The following is a 13,242-nucleotide window of genomic DNA, read 5'->3' as shown; positions in this document are numbered from 1 at the left end:
CCGGCGCTTTTGGTGGTCTTCAGATCGAGAGCAGATCAGTAGCTGCCCGCCTGGCCGTTCGAACCGCCGCCCTGCAGCGCGAGCCGCGAGTTGTACGGGGAGTCGCCGTGCTTCGGTTCGAGCACGACCACGATGGTGCCGACCTTGACGCGGTTGTAGAGGTCGATCGCGTCCTCGTTGGTCAGGCGGATGCAGCCCGAGGAGATCGAGGCGCCGATATATTCCGGCTGGTTGGTGCCGTGGATGCGGAACAGCGTGTCCTTGCCGCCCGAGTAGAGATACATCGCGCGCGAGCCCATCGGATTGTCCGGGCCCGGGGCAACGTAAGTCGGCACGCCCAGGCGCGAAATCTCGCCGGGGGTCGGATGCCAGGCCGGCCACTCGGTCATGCTGCCGACCTTGGCGATGCCGGACCAAGCCATGGCCTCTTCGCCGACGGTGATGCCGTAACGAATCGCCTTGCCACCATCCAGCACGTAGTAGAGGTAGTGATTGTCGGAATCGACCACGATCGAGCCGGGCGACTCCTTGCGGTGATAGTCGACGATGGCGCGGCGGAACGGTTCCGCAACGGGGGTGTTCTCGTACCGAACTTTGGCAAGGAGTTCCTTGTCCTTCGGCTTGAAGGCCTTGGTGTCGGTCGCCTCGTAATGTGTTGCCTGCATGCAACCCGACAGCATCAGGCCGGCGGCCAAAATTCCCAGCTTAACTTTCAGCGACGACATGGTTTGGTTCCAATCAAAACTATACCGCGCAGGTCCTGAGCTTATCGCCGCAGTTCCTCGACTCCGTTGGTCCCATTATCGTTGAAATCTGCCACAATTCCAGCGTTTAGGGCCTTTTCCCGCGCTGCAAGACCGAAGCTGTGGCTTTTTTGCCGCAAGTTTTGCGGCCTTGGGCTGATTTTTGGGCAAGAGCTGCCCAACCGTCGATTCCGTGCGGCGGTTGAGCCACAGGACGGCTGCAAATACGAAGACTCCGTTAATCTGCGTGTCATCATGAACTTGTCAGAATCGCGCTAAGGACTCTTGGTCGGGTCAGAGGCCTCTACTGGAGTAGTTTATGTTTTCCGTGTTTGTTCCGTTCGAGTCCTCCCTGAGGAAGGCCGTCATCGACGATCTCTCGGTGCTGCCGGAGAGCGCCGTCTGGATCGATCTGGTCAACCCGACCGCCGTTGAGGACAAGGCGGTGGAGCGGCTGGCGGGGATCGCGATCCCGACCCGGGAAGATATGCAGGAGATCGAGATCTCCAGCCGCCTCTATATCGAGAACGGCGCGCGCTACATGACCGCGACGCTGATGTGCAACTCCGATACCGACATGCCCCGGACCACGGCGGTGACCTTCATCCTCGGCGACCATCGGCTGGTGACGGTCCGCTACGACCTGCCCAAGCCGTTCTCGCTGGTGGAGGCCAAGCTCGCCCGTTCCTGCACCCCGGCCATCACCGGCGAGATGGTGCTGATGGAACTGCTGGACGCGGTGATCGACCGCTGCGCCGACATCCTGGAGCGCTGCGGCGCCGAGATTGACCAGGTCTCGCACGACATCTTCGAGCCCGAGAGCGAACGTCACGGTCACGCCAAGCAATATTCCCAGATCCTGATCTCGATCGGCCGTAAGGGCGACCTGACCTCGAAGGTTCGCGAGAGTCTGGTGTCGATCGGCCGCGTCGTCACCTTCCTGTCGGCGGTGGTCGAAGGCGTGAAATGGTCCAAGGACATGCGTGAGCAGCTCAAGACCATGCAGCGTGACGTCGCGTCACTGACCGACCACGCCTCCTATCTTTCGAACAAGATCACGTTCGTGCTCGATGCCATGCTCGGCGTCGTCAATCTCGAGCAGAACAACATCATCAAGCTGTTTTCGGTCATGGCCGTTGTCCTGATGCCGCCGACGCTGATCGCCTCGATCTACGGCATGAACTTCAAGGTGATGCCGGAACTCGAATGGGTGCACGGCTATCCGATGGCGCTGGTGATGATGCTGGTCGCGGCGATCGTCCCGTACTGGATCTTCAAGTTCAAGAAGTGGCTGTGATACCTACCGAGACCTTACGCTGTGCGCAAAGACACGCCGGTTGGTGTCGCAGAATAGATCGGGATTCTGGCCGCGACGTGGTGCGTGCGCTCTGCCCCAATTCCTCCGGTAAAATTTGAGCGGTGGGCTGAACGTTTGGGCGAAACTTGTCTGCGATAAGACAGGGGTAGCCGCGAGGAACAGCCATGGTTGAAAAACGCATAACGTCGCCCCGCAACGTCATCGATCTGGCGAGCTATCGTCAGGTCCTGGCGAGCGGCAAGGCGATGTCGGCACGTCTGTGCCGGCACTGTGGTGCTCCGCTGCTCGATGGCGAGAATGACGACGACTGCTCGACTGCGTTCAGCAGGGCCGCTCCGCGGCTGCGCGAGACGTCGCGTCGGATTCGAGTCGATTGAGGAACGGAAGGTAAGGGCGATCCAGGTCTTGCGGCGGCGTTGTCTGGATCGCCTTGCTTCCCTAGCGTTGGTTGCACGCGATCGCCATTTCCAATTCCGTCATTGCGAGGAGCGAAGCGACGAAGCAATCCAGATTGCCGCCGCGAAGGCAACCTGGATTGCTTCGCTCCGCTCGCAATGACGATGGGCGTCTAAACGTGCTGGCCGCCGTTGATGTGGATCTCGGCGCCGTTGACGTAGGACGAGGTGTCCGTGCACAGCACGTAGATGATCTTGGCGACCTCGTCCGGGGTGCCGAGCCGGTGCATCGGGATCTGCTGGTCGACGATCTTCTCGGTGCCGGGCGACAGGATCGAGGTGTCGATCTCGCCCGGCGCGATCGCGTTGACGCGCACGCCGACGCGGCCGAAGTCGGAAGCCATCTCCCGCGTCAGCGACGCGAGCGCGGCCTTCGAGGTGGCGTAAGCCGCGCCCGCGAAAGGATGCACGCGCGAGCCCGCGATCGAGGTGACGTTCACGACCGATCCCTTGGCTGCCTTCAGCTCCTCGATCAGCCCGCGCGCCATCATGATCGGTGCGAAGAAATTGACGTGGAAGACGTGCGTCCAGGTGTCGAGGTCGGTATCGACCGAGCCGAGCCGCGTCCCGCCGGGACCCTTCGGCGAGATCGCGGCGTTGTTGACGAGCGCATGCAGCGTGCCGCCCTCGAGACGGCGGCGGATCTCGGAGATCGCGCGCGTGGTGTCCTCGGGGTCGCCGAGGTCGACCTGGATGTGATCCTCAGGGCCGGCGTCCCAGGGGCAGTCCTCCGGAAATGGATGCCGCGAGCAGGTGATGACGCGCCAGCCTGCCGAGGAGAAGCGGATCACGGTGGCGTGGCCGATGCCGCGGCTCGCGCCAGTGAGGAGCAGCGTACGTCGCGGCACGTTGGTTGGATGCGGCATGGAGATCTTTCACTTCAAGGATACATCCGCGTCTTGGACCACGGCTGGCCGACGGCGTCACGACGAAATTCGATGCGGTCGTGCAGACGGAATGGGCGATCGTGCCAGAACTCGATGCGCATCGGCGTGATGCGCCAGCCGCTCCAGCCCGGCGGCCGCGGCACCTCGCCGATGACGTATTTGGCGGCGACTTTGGCGATCGCCTGCTCGAAGGCGAAGCGGCTTTCGAGCGGCTGCGACTGCTTGCTGGCCCAGGCCCCGATCTGGGCCTGCTTGGGACGGGTGGCGAAATAGGCGTCGGCTTCGGCATCGGTCACCGGCGTCACGTTGCCGCGGATGCGAACCTGGCGGCGCAGCGACTTCCAGTGGAAAAGCAACGCGGCCTTAGGATTTGCGGCGAGTTCGCGGCCTTTCTGGCTCGCAATATGGCTGTAGAAGACGAAACCGTCGGAATCGAAGCCCTTCATCAGCACCATGCGCACGTCAGGCAGGCCGTCGGGATCGACGGTTGCGAGCGCCATCGCGTTCGGATCGTTGGGTTCGCCTTTGATCGCCTCGTTCAGCCAGGTCTCGAACAGCGCGAACGGCTCGTCGGCGGCGGTGAAATCACCGGATGTTAAGGGTGTCTGGTGTTTCATCGAGGTCGTGTCGGTCATGTCCGGAGTCCGAGTTGCGTCCCGCGGCCCAAAGCGCGTTGTTGTCCGCTTCCGCCCTATATAGGGCATGGGGACGCGTTGGCCTATCGGCGATCCGCCCGTCCGGCCTTCTCATGACAATGATTCTAATCGGCCTGGGCACGGGTGGCTGCAGCTTCTCCCGCAATGACACTGGCGGCCCCTTCGCCAAGGCCGACGAGGGCGATCTCACCGGCTCGATTACGCGCTCTGCGAAGGACGCCGCACCGACCGAGACCGATCTCGCCTTTGCCCGCAACGCCGCCTCCGACGTCCTGAGCAAGGGCGACAAGGATTCCAGCCAGCATTGGGAGAATCCGGAAACGGGGGCCCGCGGCTCGGTGACGCCGATCGCGCAGTCCTACGCGGCGGAGGACGGCCGCAAGTGCCGCGATTTCCTGGCAAGCTATGTCAACGGCAATACCGAAAGCTGGCTCCAAGGGGCCGGCTGCGAAAGCAGCCATGGCCGCTGGGAGATTCATACGCTAAAGCCGTGGCGGAGCTAGGAATCGCGTCGCGACCCTAGTTGCAAAAATGCCACGCGCCCACCACATGAAGTGCAGGTGGGGCGGGGAGCCCTTTGAACACATCGATTTCCCAAGAGGAGACGTGACGGATGCGCGACCCCTATGAGGTCTTGGGGGTGCCGCGGAGCGCCAACGCTGCCGCGATCAAGAGCGCCTATCGCAAGCTTGCCAAGAAGCATCATCCCGACAGCAACAAGAACGACCCGAAGGCTGCCGAGCGCTTCGCCGAGATCAACACGGCCAACGAGATCCTTGGTGACGAGGACAAGCGCAAGCAGTTCGATCGCGGCGAGATCGACGCCGAGGGCAAGCCGCGCTTCCAGGGTTTTCCGGGCGGCGGCGGCCCGCGCGGGCGGTCAGGTCCGGGTGGCTTCGAGAGCTATACGTTCCGCAGCGGTGGCGGCGGAGCCGGGGCGGGCGCGTTCGAGGACATCCTCAACAGCATGTTCGGCGGCGGAATGCGCGGCGCGCGGCCCGGGGCCGGCGGCGGTGCCCAGTTCGAATTCGACACCGGCGGGATCGGGCTCGATCTCGACCTGAAGGTCGCCATGACCGTCTCGCTGGAAGAATCGGTGAAGGGCGGGGACAAGCGGGTCCGGCTGCCGAACGGCAAGGAACTCAACGTCAAGATCCCGGTCGGCGTCACCGAAGGCCAGCAGATCCGGCTGAGGGGACAGGGCGAGACAGCACAGGGTCATCCGCCCGGCGACCTCCTGATCACCATCAACATCGCCCCGCATCCGTTCTTCAAGGTCGAGGGCGCCGACCTGCGAATCGATCTGCCAGTCGCGCTCTACGAGGCCGTGCTCGGCGGCAAGGTCCGCGTGCCCACTCTCGGCAATGCCGTGGAGCTCTCGGTCCCCAAGAACACCTCCAGTGGCCGAACCTTCCGCCTCAAGGGCAAGGGCCTGCCGAAGGCGGGCGGAACCGGCGACCTCTTCGTCACCATCAGGATTATGCTACCGGACGGGAACGACGCCGAGCTTGAGGCATTGATGGAGAAGTGGCGGGACCAACATCCCTATAATCCGCGTAGCGGGCTCGGCTAGGGCGCTGGCCGAGACCGATGAGACCATCGGAGCATTCTCTTCCCGACAGATGATGCCCGAATATGCGCCTGAAGCGCTGTGAGCGCTTCGACGCTAAGCGTGCTCGGCGTGTCGGCTGCCCGGCGGGGCAGCCGCCGATAAGGTGCGGCCTCGAGAGGGGGACCAGCGCGGTACCAAAAACCCCAATCGAGGCCGCCCGCGTCGATCGGCGGATCGAACGCCACTCATTTTCGCGTGATCATCCGGTGCGATAATGAGACGCACGCATGTCCTGATTCCAAATTTTCAATGTCGGAATCGAGGCACGGCGCTTGTGCAGTTGTTTACGTGCCGTGTTTCTCGGCTTGGTCGTAAACGGCCTGCGCCACCTTGGTCAGCCGGTCACGGTCGCTGCCGCCGGTGACGACATAGCCGACGCCGCGGTCGGCCCAGAACAGCGATCCATCCTTGTCCGTCTTGGCATAGCGCATCTGTGTCGCGCCGCTCTCTGTCTTGGCGGTGTAGATCGTGAACCGCTCGCCCGACGTGCCCTCATACATCAGGAATGACGCCGGTCCGTTCGGCCCCGGCAGCAGCCTGCCGCCGACGAGCTTGAGGCCGCTCGCTTCCAGGTTCGGCGCAAACACGGTCCAGCCGCAGCGCTTGGTCAGCCAGGCCTGGAGATGGTCGCGCTCGTTGCCGGGGACCTCGACGGGATGGCGGACCTCGACGACGTAGAGGCGGTGGGCATCGACCGCATCCTCGGTGAAGCTCTGGAAGGTCGACGGCACGGCCGCAGCTCCATGCGCGAACCAGCCGGCCGTACCGCCGGCGACGAAAGCCACCAGCACCGCCGCGGCGGCGCCGTAGAGCCATTGCCGCGGACGGCGCTCGAGCCGCTCGAGCTCCAGCCGCGCCGGCACCGGCTCCTGGGCGACGGAGTCGTAGCGGGCGTGCAGCATCTCGGCCATGGCGCGCCAGGATTGCACCCGCTCGGCATCCTCGGGGTTGGCGGCCAGCCAGGCCTCGACGTCGGCGCGGCGCTCCACCGGCAACTCGCCGTCGATATAGGCGTGCAATTCGTCCTCGGTCACTGCAATCTTGCGGTCGTTCATATCGGTCGTCTCTGGCTCCGCGGCCCAAAATATAGTTCGCGACTTGCCTGCGCTTTGTCCCGCTGCATGCGGGGCACGCGACATGCGCGATGCATTAATCCTGCCATCATTTCACCCGCCTGAGCGCCGGACGCTCACCTTCCAGCGAAGCTTTAACGTGAGCCCGGGCTCGCGCCAGGCGTGACATTACGGTGCCGATCGGCACGCCCTGGATATCGGCGACCTCGCGGTAGCTCAGGCCCTCCAGCATCACCAGCAGCAGCACCGAGCGCTGCTCCTCGACGAGCGTTGACAGCGCCTTCTCGATGTCGCGCCCTTCGGCCTCCGTCCCGCTGGCATCCGGATTGTTCTCCGTGAGCTGCATGAACTGCGGCCGTCGCGCCAGCGAGCGTCTGCGATTCTTGTTGAGGTTGGTCAGGATGGTGTAGAGCCAGCTCCTGACGTCGCCTCCGAGGAACAGCCGTTCCGAGCGCAGCGCCCGTACCAGGGTATCCTGCACCAGATCGTCGGCCGCATCCGCATCGCGCGTCAGCGCGCGGGCGTAGCGGCGCAGCGCCGGGATCATCGCTTCCACGCTCTGGCGAAATGCACTCATGCCGTCTTGAAGTCCTGCCGTTCGGCGCGAGCGCCTCGATCATCATAACACCCGAGCGGAACGGCTATTCCGGCCTTCGAAACAGCGTTAACGCCGCGTATTAGGACTGTACCGCGAAGGAGGGCTGGTGTACCTCCAGATTTCAACCCGCTCGATGGGACGACAGGAAATGGCGCAGAATTCAGGTCTGATGCAGGGCAAGCGCGGGGTGATCCTCGGCGTTGCCAACAACCGCTCGATTGCCTGGGGCATCGCCAAGGCATGCCACGCGGCCGGCGCCGAGCTCGCGTTCACCTATCAGGGCGATGCGCTGAAGAAGCGTGTCGAGCCGCTCGCTGCCGAAATCGGTGGCCTCGTGCTGGGCCATTGCGACGTCACGGACGCTGCAACCATCGATGCCGCATTCGCGGTGCTGAAGGAGAAGTGGGGCAAGATCGACTTCCTCGTGCACGCGATCGCCTATGGCGAGCAGCTCGACGGCCGCTATGTCGACACCACGCAGGAGAACTTCACCAAGTCGATGCTGATCTCCTGCTACTCGCTGACCGCGGTGGCGCAGCGCGCCGAGAAGCTGATGACCGACGGCGGCTCGATCATCACGCTGTCCTATTACGGCGCCGAGAAATGGATGCCGCACTACAACGTGATGGGCGTGGCGAAGGCGGCGCTGGAGGCCAGCGTGCGCTACCTTGCCGCCGATCTCGGCGAGAAGAACATCCGCGTCAACGCGATCTCGGCCGGGCCGATCAAGACGCTCGCCGCTTCCGGTATCGGTGATTTCCGCTATATCCTGAAGTGGAACGAGTACAACGCGCCGATGCGGCGCAACGTGTCGACCGAGGACGTCGGCGGCAGCGCGCTGTATTTCCTCTCCGACCTGTCGCGCGGCGTCACGGGCGAAGTGCATCACGTCGATTCCGGCTATCATGTGCTGGGCATGAAGCGCCCCGATGCGCCCGACATCGCGCTGGGCGGGAAGGAGTGAGCATGATCCGGAAAAGTGGGAACCGGTTTTCCGACAAGATCATGCTCGAAGAAAAGAGCTAGCCGCCGACTGCAATGCTCGTGCCCACGATCTACTTTCTTCGCCACGGCGAGACCGAATGGAATGCGCTCGGGCGGCTGCAGGGCACCAAGGACGTTCCATTGAACGCGCGCGGCCGCGTTCAGGCGGTGCAGGCCGCCGGCATTTTGGCCGATCTGTTCAAGCGCGATGGTCGCGACAAGACCGCGCTGCCCTTTGTGTCGAGCCCGCTCGGTCGTGCGCGCTCGACCATGGAGCTCGTGCGCGCCAAGCTCGCATTGCCGGCCACGCACTACTCACTTGATGATCGCCTGCGTGAGATCGGCTATGGCACGTGGGAAGGCCTGACGCTGGCCGAGAGCGAAGCCTCCGATCCCGAAGTCTATGCCCGCCGCCTCGCCGATAAATGGTCGGTGGCTCCACAGGGCGGGGAGACCTACGCTGCCGTGCAGCTCCGCATGCTCGACTGGTACGAGTCGCTGCTCGTCGACACCGTCGCGGTCGCCCATGGCGGCACCGCCCGGGCCCTGATGGTCGCCCTCGGCATCGAGACCCCGGCCAGCGCCGCCGAGCTCTATATCGAGCAGGGCGCGGTCTACGTGTTCCGTGACGGGCGGCTGGAGAAGTATAGTTAACCCCGCACGCCATCATTCCGGGGTCGTCGCCCTTCTGCATCGCCCGGAATGACGGCAACAGGGTTGAACGCTGTGCCCCTGGGCGTTACCACAACACAAGTCAGAACTGACTTACGAGCCAGAGACGAATGTCCTTCAACACCTTCGGCCACATGTTCCGCGTCACCACCTTTGGCGAGAGCCACGGGGTGGCGATCGGCTGCGTGGTCGACGGCTGTCCGCCGCTGATCCCGCTCACCGAGGCCGACATCCAGCGCGATCTCGATCGCCGCCGGCCCGGCCAGTCGCGCTTCACGACCCAGCGCCAGGAGCCGGACCAGGTCAAGATCCTCTCCGGCGTCATGGCGCATCCGGAGACCGGCGTGCAGGTGACGACGGGTACGCCGATCGGGCTTCTGATCGAAAACACCGACCAGCGCTCGAAGGACTATTCCGAGATCAAGGACAAGTTCCGGCCCGGTCATGCCGACTTCACCTATGAGGCCAAGTACGGCCTGCGCGACTATCGCGGCGGTGGACGCTCCTCGGCGCGCGAGACGGCGATGCGGGTGGCCGCCGGCGCGATCGCGCGCAAGGTGCTACCCGGCGTGACCGTGCGCGGCGCGCTGGTGCAGATCGGCCCGCACAAGATCGACCGAGACAAATGGGACTGGGACGAGATTGCGAAGAACCCGTTCTTCTGTCCCGACAAGGACAAGGCCGCATTTTTCGAGACCTACCTCGACGGCATCCGCAAGAGTGGCTCCTCGATCGGCGCCGTCATCGAGGTCGTCGCCGAAGGCGTGCCGGCTGGCCTTGGCGCACCGATCTACGCCAAGCTCGATTCCGATCTGGCGGCCGCGATGATGACCATCAACGCCGTGAAGGGCGTCGAGATCGGCGCCGGTTTCGGCGCGGCCGAGCTCACCGGCGAAGAGAACGCCGACGAGATGCGTACCGGCAATGACGTCACGCGCTTCCTGTCCAATCATGCCGGCGGCGTTCTTGGCGGCATCTCCACCGGCCAGCCGGTGGTGGTGCGCTTCGCGGTGAAGCCGACCTCGTCGATCCTGCAGCCGCGCCTGACGGTCGATCGCAAGGGCACCGATACCGAGATCATGACCAAGGGTCGGCATGACCCCTGCGTCGGCATCCGCGCCGTTCCCGTCGGTGAGGCCATGATGGCCTGCGTTCTCGCCGACCACTTCCTGCGCGACCGCGGGCAGGTGGGGCGTTAAAGCCATCGCGCCTTGAGGTCGCGCCACTAGCCCTACGCGCGGCTTGACGGCCCCACAACTTCGTCCGCAAATGCGGCCATGGAAAGCCCCGAGCTGCAGCGGATCACCAACTGGCTGATCGATGGCGCGAGGTCATCGGGCGAACCCGCCAGGATGATCGCCGATGTCTGCGAACGCCTGGTCGCAGCCGGCCTGCCGGTGTGGCGGTTCGGCATCTTCATTCGCACGCTGCATCCCGAAATCTTCGGCCGCAACTTTATCTGGCGGCAGGGCGAGGAGGTCGAGGTCGGCACCGTCGACTTCGACATCCTGGATACGCCCGAATTCGCTCAGAGCCCGCTTCGGATCGTGTTCGAGCAAGGCTTGGAGGTCAGAGGACGCGTCGACGACCCCGACAGCAAGCGGTTTCCGATCATCAACGACATGCGCGCCGAAGGCGCGACCGACTACGTCGCGGTGCCGATGCCGTTTCTCGACGGATCGATCCACGCGACGAGCTGGATGACACGGCATCCCGGCGGCTTCAGCGATGACCACATTGCGACGATCCGGGCCGTCATGGCGCCGCTCGCGCGCGTCAGCGAGATCGTCAGCCTGCGCCGCACCGCCGCGATGCTGCTCGATACCTATGTCGGCAATCGCGCCGGCGCGCGCATCCTCGGCGGCCAGATCCGCCGCGGCCACACCGACACCATGCAGGCGGTGATCTGGCTGTCGGACTTGCGCGGCTTCACCGCGCTGTCCGACCGGCTGCCTGCCGAGACCGTGGTCGAGATCCTCAACCAATACTTCGACTGTCAGGTGACCGCGATCCGCGGCCACGGCGGCGAGGTCCTGAAATTCATGGGCGACGGCCTGCTCGCGGTGTTTCCGATCGACGAATATGTCGGCGATGCCGCGCATGTCTGTTCGCGGGTGCTGGAAGCCGCGCGCAAATCCCGCGCCAGTGTCGAAGCGCTCGCCTTCCCGGTCGGCGACATCATCGAGCGCTTCCGCTTCGGCGTTGCGCTGCATGTCGGCAACATCCTCTACGGCAATATCGGCGGGGGCAACCGGCTCGACTTCACCTGCATCGGACCCGCGGTCAATCTTGCGGCACGGCTGGAGAAGATCGCCGGCCGCATGGGGCGGACCGTTGTGGCCTCGGAAGGCTTCGCCAACGTCTGCCACCATGGCTGGCGCGAACTCGGCGAGTTTCCGATCGCGGGGTTTTCCAAGGCGCAGCGCGTGTACGGGCTCGCCGAGGAGGCACCGGTGGTGATGGCGTAAGGCGTGTTTCGGTCAAAGACCGATATTGGCTCTTTGAGTGAAGCAGACCAGGCAGACGTCCGACCGGCCCCGACACATTGCCGCTGCAATCAAAACGGTATAATATTCGGCGTTGCTCGGCCGGCTCCACATGCCGGTCTTTCGTTCGATCCTGCATTGCGTCGCGAAAAACAGGAGCACGATCATGCCGATTACGACGCTGAAGGTTTTGGCAAGCCTCATTCAATTGCATGGGCCGGGCGCAACCATTCAGAGCGACCATCAGGGGATCGACGCATTGCTGAACGATCTGCGCGGACAAGGTACGGAGCAAGGCGTTGTCTCCGACAAGCCCGTGGCGACCGAGGCCGCGTTCAGACGAGGCGGTTTTGCCAAAGGTGCCAATGCAGGTGCCTTTCGCAGGGGGGCATATGCTCCGGGCGTCGGCGCATTCCGCCGAGGGGGATTTGTTCGAGGCTACTAGCTGAGTGTCCTCCAGCCCGTCTCGGTAATCGGTATGTCGGCTGACGGTTCAGATTGTGCCGCCTTCCACGATCAGCCGATCACGCAATTGCTGGTCAAGGTCGCGGCGAGATGCAACATCGACTGCTCCTATTGTTACTGGTTCCGCGACGCGTCCGTTTATAGCAAGCCGAAGCTGATGGGCCCTGAGGTGCAGCATCGATTGCTGCTGCGGATCGAGGAGCACGTCGTCAGATATTCCCTCGCCGATTTTCCCATTATTCTGCACGGCGGCGAGCCGCTGCTGTGGGGCGTCGAGAACTTCCACCGCTTTGCCGAGGCCTGCGAGGGCATTTCATCGCGCACGGGCTGCGAGATACCCATCGCGGTCACGACCAACGGCGTGTTGATCGACGACGAGTGGCTGGCTTGCTTCGAGGCTCGCAACATTTCGGTTGCGATCAGCGTAGACGGGCCGGCCCATATTCACGACCTCCATCGCAAGACGTTTCAGGGTACGGGCACTCATGCCGCCGTAGAGCGTGCCGCCCGCATGCTGGTGGCGCGCAACATTGGCGTCATTGCCCTTGCCGTCTGCAATCCCGCTTACGCGCCGCAGGAATACGCCGATTTTTTCGCCGCGTGTGGAATCTCCAACTACGACATCATGATCCCCGACGCGACGGTGGATGAGAAGCCGCCATCCATTGCCGCCTTCTACAAGGGGCTGTTCGAGATCTGGCTGGAGGCAAATCGCACGACTGCGGCGACCGATATCCGCATCATATCCGACATGATCACCGCCCTGCTTGGCAACAATGCGCCGACCGAGGGCGTGGGCCACAAACCCGTCGAGCTTTGCACCGTGATGACCGACGGCACTGTGGAGGCCCATGACGTGCTGCGGATTGCGGGCGACGGCTTCACCAACACCAGCTTCAACATCTTCGATCATGCGATCGACGAGGTCCGGAATGAGCCGCGCTGGAAGGCCGCCCGCGATGCTTCGATCAATCTTTGCGCGAAGTGTCGCCAGTGCAAATTCATGAACGCCTGCGGGGGAGGCTATCTTCCGCACCGCTTCTCCAGGACGAACGGCTACGACAATCCTTCGGTCTATTGCGACGATCTCTATTCGATGTTCGAGAACATGCAATCCGTACTGGAGAGCCATCTCTACGTCAGCAAGCCGGACGGCGATCGCGTCAGCGTGCGTGACACGTTGGCGGGCGCCTAGAGCATGATCCGGAAAAGTGTGCAGCGGTTTTCCGAAAAGATCATGCTCAAACAATAACCTAAAGCGCGATGACGATTTATCCTAATCTCATCGCGCTT

At 63.6% G+C, this 13,242-nt stretch carries 15 protein-coding genes; 10 read left to right on the top strand and 5 right to left on the bottom strand.

Annotated elements, in window-relative coordinates:
- Nucleotides 1-35: 35 nt before the first annotated feature.
- Nucleotides 36-725: a L,D-transpeptidase gene (locus MTX21_RS13720; RefSeq protein ID WP_280965333.1), complete on the bottom strand. Its 690-nt coding sequence runs from the start codon at nt 723-725 to the stop codon at nt 36-38.
- Nucleotides 726-1,062: 337 nt separating this feature from the next.
- On the opposite strand from MTX21_RS13720, the gene MTX21_RS13715 reads away from it, so the two are divergent.
- Complete coding sequence (locus tag MTX21_RS13715; protein ID WP_280965332.1) at nt 1,063-2,040, top strand: magnesium transporter CorA family protein; 978 nt, start codon at nt 1,063-1,065, stop codon at nt 2,038-2,040.
- Nucleotides 2,041-2,225: 185 nt separating this feature from the next.
- Nucleotides 2,226-2,438: a hypothetical protein gene (locus tag MTX21_RS13710; protein ID WP_279371699.1), complete on the top strand. Its 213-nt coding sequence runs from the start codon at nt 2,226-2,228 to the stop codon at nt 2,436-2,438.
- A gap of 191 nt (nt 2,439-2,629) precedes the next feature.
- Here the strand turns inward: MTX21_RS13710 and MTX21_RS13705 are convergent, their stop codons facing one another.
- Complete coding sequence (locus MTX21_RS13705) at nt 2,630-3,382, bottom strand: SDR family oxidoreductase (RefSeq protein WP_280965331.1); 753 nt, start codon at nt 3,380-3,382, stop codon at nt 2,630-2,632.
- Between the two features lie 14 nt (nt 3,383-3,396).
- Nucleotides 3,397-4,038: a pyridoxamine 5'-phosphate oxidase gene (gene pdxH, locus MTX21_RS13700; protein ID WP_280965330.1), complete on the bottom strand. Its 642-nt coding sequence runs from the start codon at nt 4,036-4,038 to the stop codon at nt 3,397-3,399.
- Between pdxH and MTX21_RS13695 the strand changes: the two genes are divergently transcribed.
- Both MTX21_RS13695 and MTX21_RS13690 read left to right on the top strand, forming a co-directional pair.
- Nucleotides 3,996-4,562 (top strand): RT0821/Lpp0805 family surface protein, encoded by a 567-nt coding sequence (locus tag MTX21_RS13695; protein ID WP_280965329.1) that lies wholly within the window; start codon nt 3,996-3,998, stop codon nt 4,560-4,562. The genes pdxH and MTX21_RS13695 overlap by 43 nt on opposite strands.
- Nucleotides 4,563-4,672: 110 nt before the next feature.
- On the top strand, nt 4,673-5,632 hold the full coding sequence (locus MTX21_RS13690; RefSeq protein ID WP_280965328.1) for a DnaJ C-terminal domain-containing protein: 960 nt from the start codon (nt 4,673-4,675) through the stop codon (nt 5,630-5,632).
- Between the two features lie 323 nt (nt 5,633-5,955).
- Here the strand turns inward: MTX21_RS13690 and MTX21_RS13685 are convergent, their stop codons facing one another.
- Nucleotides 5,956-6,726: an anti-sigma factor gene (locus MTX21_RS13685; RefSeq protein WP_280965327.1), complete on the bottom strand. Its 771-nt coding sequence runs from the start codon at nt 6,724-6,726 to the stop codon at nt 5,956-5,958.
- Nucleotides 6,727-6,832: 106 nt separating this feature from the next.
- A complete protein-coding gene (locus MTX21_RS13680) occupies nt 6,833-7,321 on the bottom strand; it encodes a sigma-70 family RNA polymerase sigma factor (protein WP_279371693.1) in 489 nt (162 codons plus the stop codon).
- 169 nt (nt 7,322-7,490) lie between these two features.
- Between MTX21_RS13680 and fabI the strand changes: the two genes are divergently transcribed.
- The 6 genes from fabI (at nt 7,491) to MTX21_RS13650 (ending at nt 13,144) form a co-directional block, all read left to right on the top strand.
- On the top strand, nt 7,491-8,306 hold the full coding sequence (gene fabI / locus MTX21_RS13675; RefSeq protein ID WP_280965326.1) for an enoyl-ACP reductase FabI: 816 nt from the start codon (nt 7,491-7,493) through the stop codon (nt 8,304-8,306).
- A gap of 74 nt (nt 8,307-8,380) precedes the next feature.
- Nucleotides 8,381-8,980 (top strand): histidine phosphatase family protein, encoded by a 600-nt coding sequence (locus MTX21_RS13670; protein ID WP_280965325.1) that lies wholly within the window; start codon nt 8,381-8,383, stop codon nt 8,978-8,980.
- Between the two features lie 128 nt (nt 8,981-9,108).
- The gene (gene aroC / locus MTX21_RS13665) at nt 9,109-10,197 is read left to right on the top strand and encodes a chorismate synthase (protein WP_280965324.1); all 1,089 of its coding nucleotides are present in this window, start codon (nt 9,109-9,111) and stop codon (nt 10,195-10,197) included.
- A 78-nt stretch (nt 10,198-10,275) separates the two neighbouring features.
- Nucleotides 10,276-11,466, top strand: coding sequence for an adenylate/guanylate cyclase domain-containing protein (locus MTX21_RS13660; protein WP_280965323.1), 1,191 nt, complete (start codon nt 10,276-10,278; stop codon nt 11,464-11,466).
- A 184-nt stretch (nt 11,467-11,650) separates the two neighbouring features.
- Nucleotides 11,651-11,929, top strand: coding sequence for a hypothetical protein (locus tag MTX21_RS13655; RefSeq protein ID WP_280965322.1), 279 nt, complete (start codon nt 11,651-11,653; stop codon nt 11,927-11,929).
- 33 nt (nt 11,930-11,962) lie between these two features.
- Nucleotides 11,963-13,144: a radical SAM protein gene (locus MTX21_RS13650; RefSeq protein WP_280965321.1), complete on the top strand. Its 1,182-nt coding sequence runs from the start codon at nt 11,963-11,965 to the stop codon at nt 13,142-13,144.
- Nucleotides 13,145-13,242 lie beyond the last annotated feature (98 nt).

Origin of the sequence: Bradyrhizobium sp. ISRA430 (genome assembly GCF_029909975.1) — a bacterium.
Taxonomy (GTDB): Bacteria; Pseudomonadota; Alphaproteobacteria; order Rhizobiales; family Xanthobacteraceae; genus Bradyrhizobium.
Note: the sequence above shows the minus strand (reverse complement) of the source record. Positions and strands in the feature narration are given on the sequence as shown.